This window comes from Brevibacillus borstelensis, assembly GCF_036700025.1.
GTDB classification, from domain to species: Bacteria; Bacillota; Bacilli; order Brevibacillales; family Brevibacillaceae; genus Brevibacillus; species Brevibacillus borstelensis.
Map to the genome: position 1 here is coordinate 3,545,269 of NZ_CP144922.1, position 17,992 is coordinate 3,563,260.

Below are 17,992 nucleotides of genomic sequence, written 5' to 3' on the forward strand. Positions count from 1 at the left end.
TTTTTTGCACGGAACGCCTATTTTTTTTGCACAAAACCTCTTTTTTGTCCCATAATAAACAACCGTTCCACAATTCCGACTTTGGCACACCATTTGCATAGGGAATATACACACAGTTTATGATCACAAGTTGTGCATTCACGTTAAGGAGAGGGTTACATGGCATCTACGAACGATCAACAACACAAATTAAAGCGGTCCATGAACAGTCGCCATCTCTTCATGATCTCTCTCGGCGGAGTAATCGGAACCGGTTTGTTTCTTGGCTCGGGTTATACGATCGGGCAGGCAGGTCCGATCGGCACGATTATCTCTTATTTGGTCGGCGGTTTCATCATGTATCTGACCATGCTCTGTCTTGGCGAGCTCTCAGTCGCCATGCCTGTAGCCGGTTCGTTTCAAACGTACATGACGAAGTTTGTGAGCCCGTCGCTGGGATTCGCTGTCGGCTGGCTGTATTGGTTTGGGTGGGCGGTTACGGTGGCTCTTGAGCTCTTGTCCTCGGGGCTCATGATGCAGCGCTGGTTTCCGGAGTCCCCGGTATGGCTGTGGTGTGCCATTTTTGGTGTCGTTCTGTTTCTTCTGAATGCGCTTTCCGCGCGAGCATTCGGAGAAAGCGAGTTCTGGTTTTCGAGTATTAAAGTAAGCGCTATCATCCTGTTCATCATTCTTGGCGGCGCAGCGATGTTCGGTCTGATCGAGATGAAAAACGGCCAGCCCGCCCCCATGTTTTCAAACTACGTGAACAGTCCGCTGTTGCCAAACGGAATTACCGGCTTGCTTTTGACCATGATTACCGTCAACTTTTCCTTCCAGGGAACAGAGCTGATCGGGATTGCTGCAGGAGAGAGCAAAGATCCGGAGAAAACCATTCCCAAATCCATTCGCACAACGGTCTGGAGAACTTTGGTCTTCTTCGTTCTCGCTATCTTCATCCTGGCCGGCTTGATCCCTTACCAGCAGGCTGGTGTTGTTGAAAGTCCATTCGTAGCTGTATTTGATAGCATCGGCATTCCTTACGCCGCCGACATCATGAACTTCGTTGTGCTCACAGCCCTTTTGTCCGTTGCCAACTCAGGACTTTATGCCGCCACGCGGATGCTCTACTCTCTCTCCCACAGCGGCATGGCGAGCAAAAAGCTGGGCATGACAAACCGCAAAGGCATTCCGATGAACGCGCTTTTGATCACCTTTGCCATTTCTCTGCTCTCTCTGCTGTCTGGTTTCTTTGCAGAAGAGACCGTCTTTATGGTGCTGCTCTCGGTTGCCGGACTGGGTGCGCAGGTCGGCTGGATTTCGCTCTCCGCTTCCCAGCTCGCTTTCCGCCGTCAATACCTGAGAAATGGCGGGAAACTGGAAGATTTGAAATTCAAGACTCCTCTGTATCCGTTCTTGCCATTGCTCGCCCTCGTGCTGAACATTGCCGTTCTGGTCAGTCTCGCATTCGACCCGAGTCAGCGGATTGCCCTTTATGGAGGGGTGCCGTTCGTGCTCATCGCAATTCTGATTTATCAGCTGTACTTTAAAAATAAATCCGGAAACTCATCGGAACCGAATGGAAATGCGGCCTGATCGTCCGGAAATCGAGTAGGAGGGGGCGACTAACCCCCGTCCTCTCACACCACCGTACGTACCGTTCGGTATACGGCGGTTCACCAAGCTTGACGAATTTGAGAATATCGTTGCACTAAGCTTTTCAGCCCTTGTTGTTGCCAGTAGGCAATGCCGAGGGCTTTGTGTATATGCGGAGACTTTGTGGTACGCCATGCACCCTTGCGGGTATTTGCAATTTCAATGGCTTTTACGTGAGATATGCCAAGAGAACGAAGTTCTCGATATCTGGTTCTCACGCGTTTCCACTGCATCCACAAACAAAGACGGAGCCTGCGCCTTGTCCATTCCTCAATGGATTGTAGAATGCCCTTCGCGTCTGCAAGGGCGAAATATCCAATCCAGCCCATGAGGTACTGATTTATTCTTTCAATCCGCTTCTCCATCGAGATGCTCCACACCGGATTCGTGATCGTGCGGATTTTCTCTTTTAGCTTGAGGAGGGATTTGGGGTGGATGCGAATCCTTGTCTGTTTTGCAAAGGTAAAACTAAAGCCCAAGAATTTTCGTTTCCATGGTCGGTCTATCGCGCTTTTCTCCTCATTTACTTTTAGCCTTAGTACCTTCTCCAAGTGGTTTTGAATACTCTTCTTTACTCGTTCCCCTGCCCGTTTTGTTTTCACGTAGATGTTACAATCGTCTGCGTAGCGGCAGAAACGGTGGCCTCTCTTTTCGAGTTCCTTGTCCAAATCATCAAGTAGGATATTTGCCAAAAGTGGGCTTAACGGCCCACCTTGCGGTGTTCCTTCACTTGGTGTTGTACAGACGCCATTTATCATGATCCCCGCATTCAAGTAGGAACGAATCAGTCTTAAAATTCTCTTGTCCTGAACTTTTCGAGCCACACGGCTCATTAGAATATCATGATTTACGCGATCAAAGAATTTCTCTAGATCGATGTCCACCACGAAACGATATCCTTCGGAAATATACGCTTGCGCTTTCCTTACTGCCATGTGAGCGCTACGTTTTGGACGGAACCCATAGCTAGATTCCGAGAAGGTGGGGTCGAAGATCGGCGTTAACACTTGGAGGATGGCCTGCTGAATAAAGCGGTCTACCACGGTGGGAATGCCTAATAACCTTACACCACCGTCAGGTTTCGGGATTTCGACTCTGCGAACAGGTGAAGGTCTATAGGTTCCCCTTTCCATCTTCTCGCGGATGGCTTGCCAGTGTTCACGTAGATAATCGCGTAGTTGTTCGGTTGAAACACCATCGACTCCACCGACACCTTTGTTTTCCTCCACTCGTTGGAGTGCCATCCGTAAGTTTTCCCGTGATAAGACTTTTTCCAGCAAATCCATAATGATGTTCCTTCCTTCGCACATGCGGACTCCGTGCTTGCTGTACGATACTCAGCCCTCTTTTGTACCCTCGGGGCTTCACCCCTGCTCTTCAAAAGTAGTTCCTTGACAGAATTCTGCTTCGACGTACCGTATCAAAAGACATGGATCGCATGCTGACTTGATGTTCGGCCCTTCCCCATTCAAGCGTCCTCTACTCGGGTACTATGGCCTCTGCTGACTTCTGCATGTTCAGCGTCTCCTTACGGAGACGGTTACCAACAGTTGAAGGCGTTTCATGCAGACCTCCCCAGGTAAGAACGATAACTTTCATCCCATGTACCTGCCCAAGTTTACTACTGTATCCCTTGGCTGTATGGGGCTTTGTCTTGTTTGGCAGACTCGCCCGGATACAACAGCCTCAAATTGGGTTCGTGTACCTCAGGTCGGGATTTTGCCGCCGGCTTCCTTCAGATTCGACCTCGCGGTCGACACCCTTGCCTTGAGCTAACGGTTGGTACAGCCAACCCCCGTTCGGGACTTTCACCCTATAGCTATCGCCCATGCTGGGCGCACCAAAAAGAAAAGCTTGCGGCCACCCACAGCCGCAAGCTTTTCGTCATTTACGTTTACATCGACAAACGAACGATTTCAGTTATGACCACCATGGCAAAGACGGCAAACCCAAGGGAACTGGCTACCAGCAGCATGCGTTTAACCTTATTCATGTCTTCCATTTGCGATTCCCTCCATTTCTCTATTGCCAACCATCTCTACCGTTATATACGAATGACAAATGGAAAATGTTTCAACTTCTATACAATTTTATGAACGTGCCACTTTTGTACAGCTCTTTCCGCTTTCGTCCGTCTGTACGGCATGTTCCATCCGGTACATTTGCCAAGCGACTCCGATGCCGACCACCAGACAAATCGTCCACGGCAGCCATGGGGCTCCCAACTGGCGGGAAGTATCATATACCCAGCCCCCGAGAAGCTGCCCGAAAGACCCGCCAATTGCGAGAGCATATCCGTTAAATCCATAGTAGGCGCCGACATGCTCCCGAGGCGCCAAGCGAGGAACCACTTCCACCAGGTTAGGTACGGCGATCATGGTACCTAGCGCGTACAGAAAGGCATTGATGATTAACATCCATAGGTTATCAGCAAAGGCGAGCAAAAACAACCCGGCACCCATTACCAGTGTCCCGATGCCGATCAGCGTAAAGCGCTGCGTATACCCTTCGAGCCACTTCGTCACCTTCATCTGCAGCAAAATGACGGAAAGAGAAATCGCGGACAGCACGATCCCTACATCGGCCTTTTGATGTGTCACATCCTCCACCAATTGCGGGATGGTGAGAAACAACTGCATATTCAAATAGTAATACCCCATCAGGATCATGGTGTAGCGCACGAAACGGCTATCCTTGATGACGTGGGACATACTGCTCCAGATGCTGTGAGTCGTATTTTTCGCGGCGATCGGCTGCAGGAAAAACAGCACGAGCAGCCCGTTTGCGGCAAACATCCCGCCGGCAAACAGCGACAAATACGTAAAGTCAACGGTAGCCAACGCCGTACCGACAATTTGCGACCCGACGATCCCGATATTGGTCAATACGTTTCGCAGCGAAAATACTTCTTTGCGAATCGATTCTGGCGTAAGGACTGCAAAGGCGGCAGAACCTGCAGGATCAAACAAAGAGCCTCCCAGCCCCGACAAAATCGCTGCGACAAAAAAATGCCACGTTTCCGTACAGAACGCAAACATGGCAAAGCCGATGGCCCGTATCCACAGTCCCAGTACCATGGTTCCCTTGTAGCCGAATTTATCGGCTACGACCCCGCCCAAAAAGGCAAAGCCCTGTTGCGAAAATTGCCGTACACTCAGCACCAGTCCAGCCATGGCAACCGTCCAGCCGATGCTGCCCGTCAGATGCAGAGTCAGGTAAGGAATCAACGCATAAAAGCCCAGATTCATCATGAAAGAAGTTCCCAGCAGCAGCTTGACGGAGACCGGGGTTTCTCTCCATATCTCCCGATTCATTTCAACCACTCACTCTCCTGTTTTCCGGTCCAGCAAATAAAGATACCTTCAGCTTACAAAGCAAGGTATAATTTGAGAAACGATTCTTTTTGTATAGAGTTATCAATTCTCTAGATAAGAGGGAAGAAGTGAATGGATTTTGAACAACTGCGGGCTTTTTATACACTCGCCCAAACCAAGAACTTTACCAAGGCTGCCGAAATGCTGCATCTGGTCCAGTCCACGGTAACGATGCGCATCAAGCAATTGGAAGAAAAAGTAGGCAAACCTCTGTTTACGAGGGACAAGAGAAGCGTCGAGATCACTCAGGCCGGCCTTACCTTGCTCCCCTATGCCGAACGCATTCTCAAGCTGGCAAATGAAGCGTTGAGCGAAGTAGCTTCTCTGCAGCCCTATGAAGACTACCTTTCCATCGGCAGCCTCAATGCCATCTGGACATCGACCCTGGAACCGATCTTGAAGGAGTACCACTATCGCTATCCGCAAATTGCCATCAGCACCAAAACCGGGCACTCCTCCGATGTCATCCAATATTTGCTTGATAACATGATCCAGATCGGCATTGTCTATATCCCGCCTTCCCTGCCCAATTTCGAGGTGATCCCCACATGGGAAGACGAGATCGTTCTCGTCTGCAAGGCTGGCGACTCTGTGACGGCGGCGACTCACATAGACGCCCGGGAGCTTCGGAATTTGCCGCTCTTGTACGTCAACTGGGGCCCTCCGTTTGACGAATGGATTCGTCAGACTCTGCCTCGCAACTACGTCCCCAAATTGCATGTGGACAAAGCGGAGCTGGCGATCGATCTGGTCAAGGAAGGTCTTGGCGTCAGTCTGCTTACCCGTTCTACGGTGAAAGCCGACCTCGCTGCCGGGACGCTCAAGGAAATGGTGATTGTCGGCAGCAAGCCGCCGAAGCGCTCGGCATACATCGTGCTGCCAAAGGACAAAAAAAACAAGCCCAGCGTGGAAAAATGGCTGAGCCTGATGAAAGAATTCGGCTATTCCATTTAAGCAAGTCTCTCGGAAGCTCACTTTTGCGAGGAGGCAAACGTCGGGTAGTACGATGCTTTGCCCGCCTCTCCCCATTTTGCACGTGCAAATCGGAACAAAAAGTACCAGCCTGCCGCGAAACAAGCACCGGTCGTCACATCGCTCGGAAAATGAACTCCCAGATAGACACGACTTGCAATAATGGCGACAATCAACAGATAAAGCAGCGGCGCTGCCCATTTGGCCCAACTCCGAGGGATCATAAGCGGCAGCAGCGACGCCAGGATCGCATAATAAACCGAACTGACCATGGCATGGGCACTGGGAAAGGAATACGAATCCGGTCTGGCAATCAGATTATGTCCGACTGGACGTTCCCTCGCAAACGAATTTTTCATCCCCTCATTCATACAGGCCGCCCCCAGCATGACAATCGCCACGATGACCGCTTCACGGCGGTAGCCTCTCCAGTACAGCCACAGGACGAGAAGTCCGCTAAGCGCGACGATCGCCTTGGTCCCTCCCAAACCCGTCAACACTGTCAGCACTATCGTCAGCTCATCAGAGCGCGCCTCCTTTGCCAATGCGAAACCTGCCTGGTCAAACGCTCCGAAACCATCCTGGAAATAAACGGAGACAAGAGCAGCTGCAATAAGAAAAAAGACGGCTGCGCCCCACAAATATTTTGAACTGTTCTGTTTCATCCAATCTCCCCCCCATCGTCCATCAGCGCTCTCAGCGCTTCCGCAAAACGCTCGTCATCCTGGGCGCTTCTGGCGGCTGGACCTCTTGTACGCCCGCCGCCTCTGCGATACCGGGCTTTTTCATTGCGCTCTTCCAGGTGGAAGGCAATTCGCTCTGAATGAAATATTGTTCCATGCGGTGAAACCGCCTTTGCGCGCTTTCCCAAAATCAATGCGGCAAGGCCGATATCTTGCGTGACTACGATGTCTCCTCGCTCTGCTTCATTGGCCAGTTTCATATCAACGGCTTGTGGTCCGGCATCGACTGTGACGTGATCGGCACCGGTCAATTGATGATTGAAGCTGGCAAAGGTGATGCATCGCCAGCCCCTTTCCGCACATAGCGTTCTGGCTATAGCCAAGGCTTGACGGGGACAAGCGTCGGCATCGATCAGCACCCGCTTTTCTTTCATATGCCTGCACCTCTTTTCACACTTTCCCCCCTTCTCCTTTTTTGATACGATGGACGTGAGAGGAGTGAATGTACCTTTGCGTTACGAATTTGTCTACGATGAACGGATGGGTATTCGTCTTCCCGCCCTTCAGCACGACTGGGAAGAGTATTCGCCAGGTGAAAGGGCAGACATCCTGATGGAGTGGGAAGAAATCCGTTCCACGATCCCGGATCGCATCATCAAGCTGGAAGCGATGATCATAGAAAAACAGACACAGTTGGATGTCGAAGAGGATTTCCCCCGCTCCTGTCAGCTGAACTCGGAAATCCACGAAATAGCGAGTATCATTAACGATCTTAATATATGGTTCCGCGTACAGCAAGACTACGACACCAAGATTCATGGGTAAATCCGGGCGGGCACACAAAGAAACCGGGCTGCATCCGTACTCTATGCGACCCGGTTTCTTTTTTTTTTGCTGTCACGTTTTCAAAAATCCCCTTAGCTGCCTGCCGCCTGCACCCTGCTTTTTTTCTTGCGGGCGAGCTTTAACGCAAGCATGCCGGTGACATGCGGTGCAGCCATCGAGGTCCCGTTCAGTGTACGGAAGCTGTCCCCCGGCCATGTCGACAAGATTTCCACGCCTGGCGCCTTCATGTTCATCCCTTTTCCCCGTGCACTGAAGTCTGCCAGATTGCCGTTTCGGTCAATCGCACCTACTCCAATCACTCCAGGGTACCTGGCCGGGTACTCCACCTCTCCTCCGTTGTTCCCGGCAGAAGCGACCATGACAATCCCCCGCTTCGATGCTTTCTTGACCATCCGGGCCAATGCTTCGCTGTACTGTCCCATTCCAAAACTCATATTGACAATATCCATCTCGTTTTCAATCGACCAGTTCAAGGCTCTGATAATATCGGATAATGAAGCCGTTCCATCCTCGCGAAAGGCTTTCACGTCATACAGGTCCGCTTCCGGAGAAACCCCGACGATCCCTGTATGGTTCATCTCCGCCACAATGATACCCGCTACATGGGTACCATGGCCGTTCCGCTTTCCTCCCACCAGATTGACGCCGCCCTTGACCCGATCCTTTAATTCAAAATGGTCCCGGGCGATGCCTGTATCAATTACAGCAATCTTGACTCCATTTCCCCTGCCCTTTCTCCACATGCGTTCGGCACCGATGTACTTGACTCCCCATGGCACTTCGTCTTCACCGTGCGCCTCGTCTTCTGCGTGCACGGTGACTGTGGCATTCTCTTCAACATGGGGATTGTATTTGCGGAACTCTTCCTCAAACAGCTCGAACATATCCTGCCTGACGCAAAGACAGGACAAATCATGATAGCAGTTCCACGGCTGTTTTACTGAGAGGCGGGACACCCTCTCCTGCAACTCGGACAAAATCTTGGGGAACGGCTGCTTTGGATGAAAAGAGATGATTTTCAACCCACTTTTTCCTCCTATCGTGACAAATGTCTGCATCATCTTATGTATTCGCGGAGTGGGTGGGTTGGGTATATACACAGACGAAAAAAATTGGGCGTCCATGTATCCGCTTTTGTCCATACATCTTTGTCTTGGCTGCCATATGACTGCAAATGGGGCGGTTTTGCCTTCTAGCAGACAAATGGGAAAGGGAGTGACGAAACCCGATGGCCAAAACAAAAGATTTGTTGAAGAAATTGAATAAAAAAAGCAAGAAGAAACTGAGCATGAGCGACGTCAAGTCACTGGCAAAAGGGTACAAAAAGAAAGATTTCAAGGATGACAAAAAGCTGAAGAAACTGATTAAAAAAGTAAGCAAAGCGGTGGGCATCAAGCTGTCAGACAAACAGATTTCCAAAGTCCGCAAGCAGGTAAAGGAACGGTTGCCAGGTCTCTAGGAAAAAGGAATCCAAAAAGGAGAGCATGAGCTGCTCTCCTTTTTGGTTCTGACCCGAACCGAATGTTCCCTGTCCGTTAGTCGTCGCACGAACAACCGACAATAGCCAGCAACACGAAGAGGACAAGAACCAAAGAGAAATCGTCAAAGTTGCCTTTGAACAGACTCAATCCATTCACCCTCCTTTGTCGACAAACTACTCATATGGTATGTACATAACAAAAAACGTGATTGGACTATTGCCCAATCACGTTACCCGCATATCCCTCATCTTTTGACAGTTGTGCGTATTCTCTCTTGGTCTAGCTTGCCTTGCGGTGCAGCGGCTCTGCCATACCATATGGCTTTTGCATCACCTGCTGCCAGAACGGAATCGTCCGTTGAATCAGCGGTCCCGTCAGTACAGCCACGAGAACGGTCCCTACCGATACCGGTCCACCGAGAGCAGCTCCCGCCAGCAGAACGCTCACTTCGATAATCAACCGGACTCTTTGGATACTCCATCCCATCCGTTCATTCATCGCCAGCATGAAGCTGTCCCGTGGTCCTGCTCCCAGCCGCGGCGAAAGGTACATCCCGATCCCTACGGCTGACACCAGGAGTCCGGTCAGCAGCATCAAGACACGCTGGACGATTCCTTCGACCTCAGGGATGATGTTCATCCACAGGAACATATCCAAAAAGAGTCCGAAGCAGATCATATTTAAAAACATGCCAAACGTCGGTTTGATTTTCGCCAATACAAACGACAGGAAAATGACAATGACACCGACGATTTGCGACCAGAGTCCGATGGTCAACCCAAATGTTTTTTGCAAACCGATGTGAAACACATCCCAGGGGGATACCCCCAGATTGGCTTTGATCATCAGTACGCATCCAAAAGCACCAATAAACAATCCAAGCACAAACATGGCGTAACGAACCACGATGGGGCCGCCCATCCGTATACCGGACACCTCAGCTCACCTTTCCTCTCCCGATATCTGCTTTCTTCGCGGGTCAGAAAATCCGTGATTCGCTATCCGCCATCCTGCCACCCGGCAATGACTTCGTGAAAGACGCCGTCCTTTCGAAAATAAGCTTCAGCTTTTGGCCGGTCCAAATACATGCCGGCCTCTTCCAGCCTCTCGCCTGACAAGATAACCTGGCGCTGCTTGTTCTGATCGTCCCGGTACTCGACTACCAGCGACAGCTCCTGCTCTAGACAGTATTCCTTCAGCTCCTGTGCAGAAGCAAAGGTTACCCGTTTCATGGTTTCCCTTCTTTCTTGCGATGATCATTCATTATAGCAGGGTTTCTCCATTTCTCCCACTGTGTTTCTCTCCCGTTTTACGGAGAATGAGGCAAAATCGCTGGCAAGGGCCGTCTCGGGAAAGATCTCCTGGGCTTCTCTGAGCAGATCCTCCATCGTCAGATCGCCATCCTCATTTTCATACCGAGGACTGAAATGGGTCAGACACAGGCTCTTTACGCCAGCCTCCTTGGCAAGCTGAGCCACCTCACGGGCAGTCGAGTGACCGCTCCTCACCGCCAATTCCTTGTCAGCAAACGCATAGGTTGCTTCGTGTACGAGCAGGTCGGCATTCCTGGCCAGCTCCTTGACCGCTTCGCAGGGCTCCGTATCTCCACTGAACACAACTGCCCTGCCCTTTTGGGAAGGTCCGACAAAATCTTTTCCGTCGACGACTCGTCCATCCGGAAGCATGACCTGTTCTCCCCGTTTCAGAGCAGCGTACAGCGGCCCGGCCGGAATACCGGCTGCTTTCGCCCGCTCTACCAAAAAGGGACCCGGCTTTTCCTTTTCGTGAACAGCATAGGCATAGGCTGGCACCCGGTGCTGAACCTTCCTGCAGGCGACGGTAAAGTCCCCGTCCTCAAAAATCGTTCCCTCTTCGATGATCTTGATATGGAGCTGATAATGCAGATGCACGGGGCTAACATCCATCACGGCCTTGACATATCGCTCCACTCCTGGAGGACCGTACAGCTCTACCGACGCAGCACTGTCATTTCGCAACGAACGGCTGGCGAGCAGACCGATCAGCCCGTATAAATGGTCCCCGTGAAGGTGGGTAATAAAGATTTTCTCAAGCTGACTGAGCTTTAGCCGCGAGCGAAGGATTTGGTGCTGTGTTCCTTCCCCGCAGTCAAACAGCCACCATTTTGCGCTCTGGTCAAAACTGAGGGCGATTCCGCTTACATTTCTTCTGGTGGAAGGGGCACCCGAACCTGTACCTAAAAACGTCACTTGCATGTCTGTTCACGTTCTCCTTTATTCTCTTTTCTTTCGGTGCCTGTCCGCCTATTGGGCATTCACCCTTTTTTCTCTGGGCGCATACGTTATTAAAAACTTGGCATCGCCAGGTTTATTGGCGGAGCTTCGCTGCGAAGCACAGGTTTTATCCATGCCGACGGTGCAACAGAGCTCTGTAGCCCAGCCGGCGACTTTACCCGATAGGTACCGTTGGCGTTGGTTCCTATCGAACCGTTGAAAATTTGTCAATCGTTCAGGTAACCACCTGACAGGAGGGTTGAGGATGAAGCGTTTACTTTCATTGGGTCTGGCTGCCTCCCTGGCACTGACCGCGATCATAAGCGGCTGCTCCGGGGGCACAGAAAAAATCCGAATCGGCGAAGTGACCCGTTCCCTGTTTTACGCGCCGCAATACGTTGCGCTCGAAAAGGGCTTCTTTAAAGAAGAGGGTCTCGAAGTAGAGCTGAGCACGACGTGGGGCGGAGACAAAACCATGACAGCGCTGCTATCGGACGGGATCGACGTGGCCCTGGTCGGCTCGGAAACGAGTATTTATGTCGCCCAGCAGGGTGCTCAAGATCCGGTGATAAATTTTGCGCAGTTGACCCAGACCGACGGCACATTCCTGGTGTCGCGCAAGAAAATCGACAACTTTTCGTTTGACCAATTGAAGGGCAGCGTCTTCCTCGGCCAGCGCAAGGGTGGGATGCCTCAAATGGTCGGCGAGTATGTACTGAAAAAGAACAAGATTGATCCGCATGCGGATCTGGAGCTCATCCAAAATATCGAGTTTAAAAACGTCGCTTCTGCCTTTGCCTCCGGAACCGGCGAATTCGTGCAGTTGTTCGAGCCCGAAGCCTCGCAGTTTGAACTGAACGGGATCGGCCATGTCGTTGCATCGTTCGGCAAGGAGAGCGGCACTGTGCCGTACACGGTCTTTATGACAAAGCAAAGCTACCTCGACAAGCATCAAACCGCTATTCAAAAGTTTACCAATGCAATCTATAAAGGGCAACAATGGGTAGCGTCCCACTCTCCAAAAGAGATAGCTGAGGTAATCGCTCCCTACTTCCAGGACATCAAGCCGGAAATTCTGGAGAGCTCGATCAAGCGCTATCTGGAGCAAGGCTCCTTTGCGACAGATCCGATCCTGGACGAAACCGAATGGAATCAGCTTCAGGACATTATGGACTCAGCAGGTGAATTGAAGCAGCGTATGGATTACGCCAAGCTCGTCAATACCACCTTTGCCAAAACCGCTAAAGAAGGGAAGTAAAAAACATGAACCAGCTTCTTTCTACGCCGGCCAAGATTGAGCTACGCCACGTCACGCATCTCTACGTATCGACTTCCAGGGCGTTCATGGCGGTCAGGGACATCAACCTGCGCGTGGAGGAAGGCGAGTTCATCTGTCTGGTCGGCCCCAGTGGATGCGGAAAAACGACGCTGCTTTCGCTGATAGCCGGTCTGGAGAAGCCTACTGCCGGCAAGGTGCTGATCGAAGGCGCCAGCGTGCAGGGGACCTCTCGCCAGGTAGGATACATGCTGCAGCAGGATTATCTGTTCAACTGGCGGACGATCGAAGAAAACGTATTTCTCGGTCTGGACATTCAGGGAATCCGAAATAAAGAAACAGAGGATTACGCTCTGCATCTGCTGGCTGAGATGGAGCTGGCCGATGTGCGCCACTCTTACCCTGCACAGCTTTCCGGCGGCATGCGTCAACGGGTGGCGCTCGTGCGGACACTCGCCTGTCAGCCTGATATTCTGCTGCTTGACGAACCGTTCTCGGCACTCGACTACCAGACCAAGCTGAAGCTGGAGGACCTGATTTTTTCGGCCTTGCGCCGTCACAAAAAGACTGCCATCCTCGTGACACACGATCTGTCGGAGTCAATCGCGATGGGAGACCGTATCTACATCCTTGCCCGCAATCCCGGACGCATCAACAGTGAAGTCGCTGTCCCGGCAGAAATCCGCAGCGCACTTCCCTTTGATGCCCGCAACCTGCCTGGATTTCAGGACCTGTTCCATCAAGTCTGGAAAGAGATGGAGGTGGTCTCCGATGCAACCAAAGGAAATTGAAGCGATCCACCGGGATCACATCAAACAGAAAGCGAAAGAACGAAATCTGATTCTTTTAACCCAGTTGTCGATCTTCGTCGTTTTTGTCGGTGTCTGGGAGTGGCTGGCCCGCATCAATGCCATCAACGTGCTCATTTTCAGCTATCCCTCCAAGATGTGGGAGCTGTTTTGGGCACAACTGCTGGACGGCAGACTCCTTCCCCATATCGGAATGACCGTCTGGGAGACCGTCGTGGGCTTTCTCTTGGGGACGCTGCTGGGAACACTGCTGGCCACGCTCATCTGGTGGTCGCCATTCCTCTCACGGGTTCTTGACCCTTATCTGGTCGTGTTGAACAGCATGCCTAAAGTAGCGCTAGGCCCGGTGTTCATCGTCTTCCTCGGTCCCGGCCTGTTGTCCATTATCGCGATGGGCTGCGCGATCTCAGTGATTATCACGACCATCGTCATTTACACCAGCTTCAAGGAAGTCAACCAAAATTACGTCAAGGTCGTTCAAACGCTCGGAGGGAACAAGCGGCAGATTTTCCGCATGGTAATTCTCCCCTCGACCATCCCCGCCATCCTCTCAACCTTGAAGGTGAATGTCGGCCTCTCCTGGGTAGGGGTGATCGTCGGTGAATTTCTCGTCTCGAAAATGGGGCTCGGCTACTTGATTATTTACGGCTTCCAGGTATTCAATTTTACTCTGGTCATGGTGGCTCTCGCGATCATCGCAGTCGTCGCAACACTCATGTATCAAGGTGTCGCGCTTCTCGAGAGGAGACTCACCAGCCAGTTCAAATAGATGGCAGCAAAGCGGCGTTGCTTGCGAAAATCGCGGGCAGCGCCGTTTTTTACATGGGCAGAAGAAAAAGCGAGCGACTTCATCTCTGTTATAGGTAGTTTCTATAATAATTATGGTTTTAATAGAATTTACCTATCATAAAATCCAGATTATACTGATGCAAACAACAGATGGAAGGGGCCGTATATGTCGTCATTTGTATCCGTTTTTGGACCAATCATTTTTCCAATCATCCTGTTCATCGGCGTCGGCGCCGTGCCAACAGAAAGCGCCCGGCACAGGCACGGGCGCATTGTCTGCTTCTCTATCGCCAGAACTTCCACTTGCTCTTTTTTCCCGCTTCCTCTGGCTGTTCGCTCTGGCTGCTTTTCTTCATCGCCGCTTCCACCTCGTCAGCTCCGGGTATCCTCGCGATAAAGTGGTCGATCATCGGCTTGTACTGCTCAGATATGTGCTGCTGCATTTCGCGCAAGACGGCGATCGCTTTTTCCTTTTGGTCTGTGGACAGCAGTGCATTGGCATAGTTGAAGCCCGTAAACGGGTAGGCAATCTCCTCAGGCGACCAATACTCCTCGCAAATCTGAATCAGCTGGTACACGTACCCGGCTTGCCCCAGCTCTCCCGTTACCGTCATGATGACCTCTTCCTTTTCCGGTGCCCGCTGGATCGCTTCCTTGTACCACTGCATCGCCTTCAAAAGATTTTCCTCTGTCATCGCCAAACGGGCCATGTGAAGATGGGGACGCCAAGCCCCCTCTTTGGCCATAAGGGCTTCCAGGCGCTTGCGCAGCTCGTCCCGCTTGTTGAATTGCAAAAAGCTTTCCACGTACATATTCAAGCCGTTTTCCTGGTTCGGATCTTTGAACAGTCCCGCTTCCAGCGTCTCAAAGGCCCTTGCCTCCTCCCCTTCCAGGGCGTAGAGCTTGGCCAGATTGGTACAAGCCGTACCTGAAGACGGAAAACGCTCGAGACAGTCGAGCAGCATTTTCTTGGCCCGATCGTATTCCCCTGCCTGCATGTGCACGACAGCCCGAAAAATGAGCGCGGACTCAATCGGACCGTACAATTCCAGCAGCCGGTCAGCGGCAATGGCAGCCTGCACGGGAAACTTGTCGCGGACCAGCTCCATCGCAAAGTCACGCAGCTTTTCCTTGTCCTCCCAGTACTTGTCCAAATTTTGCGGAATCACTTTCTTTTGATAGTCCTCACGCGACATTTGCACAGTCTGGCCAAACTCATTCGTAAAGGTCACAAATTCTGACATGAAACAGCCTCTCTTTCTTTTGGTCAAAGGAGCTACAGGAGCATCTCCCCAAAAGAGAACGAACGATTTCCCGTAATAGAAAACCGCCCGCTTCCTTCGTCTCCCGTTCCTAAATCCAGGCTTTTATATTCACTTTCCGGATAAATTCTTCCATTGATTCTTTCACTGGTTCGCCATTTTCCGCTGCTTCGTCCTGAATACCCATCAGTTGACGGAACAGGGCTTCGTTGCGTGTTGCCAATGCGAAGTCAAGCAGGGCCTCTTTCTGGATACGATCTGCTTCCTGTTCCAGCAGAGTCTCCTCCAGAGCGATGTCATCCTCCACTACGGCGTACTGCTTATCGATCTTGGGAATACGGACAATCCAGGAAAATGCGCTGTCCGGATTGCGGTCTCTGCCGATGAGATACCCGTATTCTCCGATTGGCATACCTTGTTCAAAGGAGTCAGCAACGATGACGACACGTTGTCCAAGCTTGAACATGAGCGTCAACCCCTTCTGAGATTCATTCTAATCATACTAAATAGTATGCATACTTGGGAAGAGCAAACAGCGCCTTTGACTTTTTATGCAAAAAGATTTGTTGGAAAGGCAAAAATGCGATACACTTCTCTAGATAGGGCTTTTTCCAGTGTAATTGATTGGAACGAGGTGTACAAACATGACGCAATTGTCCACAGGATTCTCCGTATTTATCGTCGGCTGGACGGTTGTCCTGGTCTCGCTCATGGGAATCGGCGGTTTCTTCATGTTCCGCAAGTTCCTGAAATCGATGCCCAAGCAGGACGGCAAATCGGAACTCGACTGGCAGGACTACTATATCGAGCAAACCCGCTCCATGTGGACGGAGGACGGACTGGCTCTCCTGAATGAACTGGTAGAACCCGTCCCTCAACTGTTTCGGGATGTGGCCAGGCGCAGCATCGCTGCCAAAATCGGCAAGCTTGCCCTGGATGAGAAAGCGACGTCGATCGATCTGGATCTGATCGTAAAAGGCTACATACTCGCGACGCCAAAGCGGGACCACAAATTTTTAATCGACCATCTCAAGAAAAAACAAATCGACTACTCCCCATACGAAAAGTACCTGCACATGGGCTCGTAGACGACCCAAAGCTTGAAACCATTTGCCCGGTCTGCCGTAAACGTAGATATCCCGCTCTACTAAGGAGACGATGTGTATGTCCGTACTGTTAGCGATTCTCGGAATCGGCCTGCTGCTGATCGTCATCGTGGTGGCCGTTGTTTTCGCCCTCCTCAAAAAAGGAGCAGGCTTTTTGTTCAAAGGAGGACATCGCGGGTACAAGCGCTACAGCAGCAGCGACTACCGTCATCGCGGCCTCTTCGGGCGCGGACATAAGTCTTACGGCCATTCGTACTACCGCCGGAAGCATTCCAGCCGTAGCGGTTTTTTCAGCAGCTAGGCTGGCAAACGCGGTAATTGGTTGATCCCGTGCACCGTAGATGTTTGCCTGCTATTATACGCAGATGCTGTTCGATTTGTTTTGCTTGATTCGCTTTCCTTATGAAATCAGGACCCTGCAATGGCTGCAGGGTCCTTTCATTTGAAATGGGGCCATCTGTCATCACAAATGACGGGCAATAATCCGAACCAACTTTGCAGGAAACTCATGCAAATTGGCAATATCCAAAAATCTTTCCTTTCCGTAGATGTCACTAATCACATCCTTGTCTTGCCCGATTGCGGCCGCAAGAAAAATGACTCCCTTCCGTTCGTATTCCTCGATTGTCTGCTTCATGTCAGCAACCGCATAGCTTCCGGTATACTCATCCATTGCTTTGGGCTGACCGTCGCTTATGCTGATCAACAGCTTTGTCTGTTGCGGCGAGACGGCCAATCGTTCGGCCATTATTCTCAGGGCCATTCCATCGCGGTTATTGCTTCTCGCACGAATCCTCATAAGCCTGTATCGGTCATGCGCATCCCTTTTATCAAAATCGGTGTATGCGAAAATCGACATTTGTTCCAGCTTGGAAACATCCGCAGTATCGCCGTAGATCAATACGGGAATATCGCAAAGCTGACAAAATTCATATACCGCGATGACAGCGCGCTTGGCTGCTTCCAATCTCCCAAAAGCTGACATGGATGCGGATTCATCGACCCTGATACCAACGACAAGTGAAGGGGATTCTGTTGGAGGCCGTTTCTTGGCAAAATACCTGTAATCCCTGTAAGCGACGCTTTCTGCTTGAAATTTGCTGCCGTAGCAACGGTTCCGTGCAAAGTCGGAGGACACCTCATGCTCCAAGTACGGAAGCGTCTTTCTCGCAATTTCCTTCACGGTCGGCATGAGCTCCTTGCTGAGCCGGACATATTCCTGCTGGTCTTCCTGATCGTAGTCTGGACGGTGCACAATGAGCTTTACTTTTTTATGAATGGAATCGGAAACCACCGCTCTTGCGTCTTGATTCAGCTTTTTGCGGAAATCGCGTTCCTTTTGTTTCTCAACCTCTGACATTGATTCAGGATTTGTCTGATGATATGTGGGAGAGCCATCGTCGCCCAAACCTGTACGTTCGATATGGGCGGAATCGTCTGTGACACGCGAGGAGCTCTTGTCACTATCGGCAGATTTTTTCAATGCGATTCCCTTTTCCGCGGCATGGCT

General features: G+C 51.2%; 21 protein-coding genes. 9 read left to right on the forward strand and 12 right to left on the reverse strand.

Annotated elements, in window-relative coordinates:
- Window positions 1-159 precede the first annotated feature (159 nt).
- Window positions 160-1,572 carry an amino acid permease gene (locus V5G20_RS16920; RefSeq protein WP_003387341.1) on the forward strand — a complete coding sequence of 471 codons (1,413 nt, stop codon included), beginning with the start codon at window positions 160-162 and terminating at the stop codon, window positions 1,570-1,572.
- A gap of 80 nt (window positions 1,573-1,652) precedes the next feature.
- On the opposite strand, the gene ltrA is transcribed toward V5G20_RS16920, so the two are convergent.
- On the reverse strand, window positions 1,653-2,918 hold the full coding sequence (ltrA, locus tag V5G20_RS16925; protein WP_338463478.1) for a group II intron reverse transcriptase/maturase: 1,266 nt from the start codon (window positions 2,916-2,918) through the stop codon (window positions 1,653-1,655).
- A gap of 804 nt (window positions 2,919-3,722) precedes the next feature.
- Window positions 3,723-4,946 carry an MDR family MFS transporter gene (locus V5G20_RS16930; protein WP_003387343.1) on the reverse strand — a complete coding sequence of 408 codons (1,224 nt, stop codon included), beginning with the start codon at window positions 4,944-4,946 and terminating at the stop codon, window positions 3,723-3,725.
- A gap of 132 nt (window positions 4,947-5,078) precedes the next feature.
- On the opposite strand from V5G20_RS16930, the gene V5G20_RS16935 reads away from it, so the two are divergent.
- On the forward strand, window positions 5,079-5,960 hold the full coding sequence (locus V5G20_RS16935) for a LysR family transcriptional regulator (protein WP_003387345.1): 882 nt from the start codon (window positions 5,079-5,081) through the stop codon (window positions 5,958-5,960).
- 17 nt (window positions 5,961-5,977) lie between these two features.
- On the opposite strand, the gene V5G20_RS16940 is transcribed toward V5G20_RS16935, so the two are convergent.
- Window positions 5,978-6,643, reverse strand: coding sequence for a phosphatase PAP2 family protein (locus tag V5G20_RS16940; protein ID WP_172920703.1), 666 nt, complete (start codon window positions 6,641-6,643; stop codon window positions 5,978-5,980).
- The gene (locus V5G20_RS16945) at window positions 6,640-7,095 is read right to left on the reverse strand and encodes a DUF188 domain-containing protein (RefSeq protein ID WP_003387348.1); all 456 of its coding nucleotides are present in this window, start codon (window positions 7,093-7,095) and stop codon (window positions 6,640-6,642) included. The genes V5G20_RS16940 and V5G20_RS16945 overlap by 4 nt, the downstream gene beginning before the upstream one ends.
- 49 nt (window positions 7,096-7,144) lie before the next feature.
- Between V5G20_RS16945 and V5G20_RS16950 the strand changes: the two genes are divergently transcribed.
- On the forward strand, window positions 7,145-7,486 hold the full coding sequence (locus V5G20_RS16950) for a hypothetical protein (protein ID WP_031931783.1): 342 nt from the start codon (window positions 7,145-7,147) through the stop codon (window positions 7,484-7,486).
- Between the two features lie 92 nt (window positions 7,487-7,578).
- Here the strand turns inward: V5G20_RS16950 and V5G20_RS16955 are convergent, their stop codons facing one another.
- Window positions 7,579-8,529, reverse strand: coding sequence for a S8 family peptidase (locus tag V5G20_RS16955; protein WP_003387350.1), 951 nt, complete (start codon window positions 8,527-8,529; stop codon window positions 7,579-7,581).
- A 206-nt stretch (window positions 8,530-8,735) separates the two neighbouring features.
- Here V5G20_RS16955 and V5G20_RS16960 point away from each other — a divergent pair, with 206 nt between their 5' ends.
- Window positions 8,736-8,966 carry a stage VI sporulation protein F gene (locus tag V5G20_RS16960; RefSeq protein ID WP_003387351.1) on the forward strand — a complete coding sequence of 77 codons (231 nt, stop codon included), beginning with the start codon at window positions 8,736-8,738 and terminating at the stop codon, window positions 8,964-8,966.
- 76 nt (window positions 8,967-9,042) lie between these two features.
- Here V5G20_RS16960 and yjcZ read toward each other — a convergent pair whose 3' ends face one another.
- From yjcZ to rnz, 4 genes are all read right to left on the reverse strand, one after another.
- Window positions 9,043-9,144 carry a sporulation protein YjcZ gene (yjcZ, locus tag V5G20_RS16965; protein ID WP_122957726.1) on the reverse strand — a complete coding sequence of 34 codons (102 nt, stop codon included), beginning with the start codon at window positions 9,142-9,144 and terminating at the stop codon, window positions 9,043-9,045.
- Window positions 9,145-9,267: 123 nt separating this feature from the next.
- On the reverse strand, window positions 9,268-9,909 hold the full coding sequence (locus tag V5G20_RS16970; RefSeq protein WP_003387352.1) for a YczE/YyaS/YitT family protein: 642 nt from the start codon (window positions 9,907-9,909) through the stop codon (window positions 9,268-9,270).
- A gap of 77 nt (window positions 9,910-9,986) precedes the next feature.
- Entirely contained in the window at window positions 9,987-10,220 is a 234-nt protein-coding gene (locus tag V5G20_RS16975; protein WP_003387353.1) for a hypothetical protein, read from the reverse strand.
- A gap of 24 nt (window positions 10,221-10,244) precedes the next feature.
- Complete coding sequence (gene rnz / locus V5G20_RS16980) at window positions 10,245-11,222, reverse strand: ribonuclease Z (protein WP_003387354.1); 978 nt, start codon at window positions 11,220-11,222, stop codon at window positions 10,245-10,247.
- 283 nt (window positions 11,223-11,505) lie between these two features.
- Between rnz and V5G20_RS16985 the strand changes: the two genes are divergently transcribed.
- Genes V5G20_RS16985 through V5G20_RS16995 form a run of 3 tightly spaced genes read left to right on the forward strand, consistent with a single transcriptional unit; the run spans window position 11,506 to window position 14,094 of the window.
- Complete coding sequence (locus tag V5G20_RS16985; RefSeq protein WP_003387355.1) at window positions 11,506-12,498, forward strand: ABC transporter substrate-binding protein; 993 nt, start codon at window positions 11,506-11,508, stop codon at window positions 12,496-12,498.
- 5 nt (window positions 12,499-12,503) lie between these two features.
- Complete coding sequence (locus V5G20_RS16990; protein ID WP_003387357.1) at window positions 12,504-13,307, forward strand: ABC transporter ATP-binding protein; 804 nt, start codon at window positions 12,504-12,506, stop codon at window positions 13,305-13,307.
- The gene (locus V5G20_RS16995) at window positions 13,288-14,094 is read left to right on the forward strand and encodes an ABC transporter permease (RefSeq protein WP_003387359.1); all 807 of its coding nucleotides are present in this window, start codon (window positions 13,288-13,290) and stop codon (window positions 14,092-14,094) included. Before V5G20_RS16990 ends, V5G20_RS16995 begins: the two co-directional genes overlap by 20 nt.
- A 304-nt stretch (window positions 14,095-14,398) precedes the next feature.
- Here the strand turns inward: V5G20_RS16995 and V5G20_RS17000 are convergent, their stop codons facing one another.
- Both V5G20_RS17000 and V5G20_RS17005 read right to left on the reverse strand, forming a co-directional pair.
- The gene (locus tag V5G20_RS17000; RefSeq protein ID WP_172920663.1) at window positions 14,399-15,358 is read right to left on the reverse strand and encodes a tetratricopeptide repeat protein; all 960 of its coding nucleotides are present in this window, start codon (window positions 15,356-15,358) and stop codon (window positions 14,399-14,401) included.
- 109 nt (window positions 15,359-15,467) lie between these two features.
- Window positions 15,468-15,842 carry a hypothetical protein gene (locus V5G20_RS17005; protein ID WP_003387361.1) on the reverse strand — a complete coding sequence of 125 codons (375 nt, stop codon included), beginning with the start codon at window positions 15,840-15,842 and terminating at the stop codon, window positions 15,468-15,470.
- Between the two features lie 178 nt (window positions 15,843-16,020).
- On the opposite strand from V5G20_RS17005, the gene V5G20_RS17010 reads away from it, so the two are divergent.
- Both V5G20_RS17010 and V5G20_RS17015 read left to right on the forward strand, forming a co-directional pair.
- The gene (locus V5G20_RS17010) at window positions 16,021-16,464 is read left to right on the forward strand and encodes a DUF2621 domain-containing protein (protein WP_003387362.1); all 444 of its coding nucleotides are present in this window, start codon (window positions 16,021-16,023) and stop codon (window positions 16,462-16,464) included.
- A 76-nt stretch (window positions 16,465-16,540) separates the two neighbouring features.
- Complete coding sequence (locus V5G20_RS17015) at window positions 16,541-16,783, forward strand: hypothetical protein (protein ID WP_003387363.1); 243 nt, start codon at window positions 16,541-16,543, stop codon at window positions 16,781-16,783.
- A gap of 162 nt (window positions 16,784-16,945) precedes the next feature.
- Here V5G20_RS17015 and V5G20_RS17020 read toward each other — a convergent pair whose 3' ends face one another.
- Window positions 16,946-17,965, reverse strand: a complete 1,020-nt coding sequence (locus tag V5G20_RS17020; RefSeq protein ID WP_024985177.1) for a vWA domain-containing protein — start codon at window positions 17,963-17,965, stop codon at window positions 16,946-16,948.
- Between the last annotated feature and the right edge of the window lie 27 nt (window positions 17,966-17,992).

Excerpts from the sequence above, each read along its gene's own strand:
- V5G20_RS16920 (WP_003387341.1), top strand. The coding sequence starts at position 160 with ATGGCATCTACGAACGATCAACAACACAAATTAAAGCGGTCCATGAAC.
- ltrA (WP_338463478.1), bottom strand. The coding sequence starts at position 2,918 with ATGGATTTGCTGGAAAAAGTCTTATCACGGGAAAACTTACGGATGGCA.
- V5G20_RS16930 (WP_003387343.1), bottom strand. The coding sequence starts at position 4,946 with ATGAATCGGGAGATATGGAGAGAAACCCCGGTCTCCGTCAAGCTGCTG.
- V5G20_RS16935 (WP_003387345.1), top strand. The coding sequence starts at position 5,079 with ATGGATTTTGAACAACTGCGGGCTTTTTATACACTCGCCCAAACCAAG.
- V5G20_RS16940 (WP_172920703.1), bottom strand. The coding sequence starts at position 6,643 with ATGAAACAGAACAGTTCAAAATATTTGTGGGGCGCAGCCGTCTTTTTT.
- V5G20_RS16945 (WP_003387348.1), bottom strand. The coding sequence starts at position 7,095 with ATGAAAGAAAAGCGGGTGCTGATCGATGCCGACGCTTGTCCCCGTCAA.
- V5G20_RS16950 (WP_031931783.1), top strand. The coding sequence starts at position 7,145 with ATGGACGTGAGAGGAGTGAATGTACCTTTGCGTTACGAATTTGTCTAC.
- V5G20_RS16960 (WP_003387351.1), top strand. The coding sequence starts at position 8,736 with ATGGCCAAAACAAAAGATTTGTTGAAGAAATTGAATAAAAAAAGCAAG.
- V5G20_RS16970 (WP_003387352.1), bottom strand. The coding sequence starts at position 9,909 with ATGGGCGGCCCCATCGTGGTTCGTTACGCCATGTTTGTGCTTGGATTG.
- V5G20_RS16975 (WP_003387353.1), bottom strand. The coding sequence starts at position 10,220 with ATGAAACGGGTAACCTTTGCTTCTGCACAGGAGCTGAAGGAATACTGT.
- rnz (WP_003387354.1), bottom strand. The coding sequence starts at position 11,222 with ATGCAAGTGACGTTTTTAGGTACAGGTTCGGGTGCCCCTTCCACCAGA.
- V5G20_RS16985 (WP_003387355.1), top strand. The coding sequence starts at position 11,506 with ATGAAGCGTTTACTTTCATTGGGTCTGGCTGCCTCCCTGGCACTGACC.
- V5G20_RS16990 (WP_003387357.1), top strand. The coding sequence starts at position 12,504 with ATGAACCAGCTTCTTTCTACGCCGGCCAAGATTGAGCTACGCCACGTC.
- V5G20_RS16995 (WP_003387359.1), top strand. The coding sequence starts at position 13,288 with ATGCAACCAAAGGAAATTGAAGCGATCCACCGGGATCACATCAAACAG.
- V5G20_RS17000 (WP_172920663.1), bottom strand. The coding sequence starts at position 15,358 with ATGTCAGAATTTGTGACCTTTACGAATGAGTTTGGCCAGACTGTGCAA.
- V5G20_RS17005 (WP_003387361.1), bottom strand. The coding sequence starts at position 15,842 with ATGTTCAAGCTTGGACAACGTGTCGTCATCGTTGCTGACTCCTTTGAA.
- V5G20_RS17010 (WP_003387362.1), top strand. The coding sequence starts at position 16,021 with ATGACGCAATTGTCCACAGGATTCTCCGTATTTATCGTCGGCTGGACG.
- V5G20_RS17015 (WP_003387363.1), top strand. The coding sequence starts at position 16,541 with ATGTCCGTACTGTTAGCGATTCTCGGAATCGGCCTGCTGCTGATCGTC.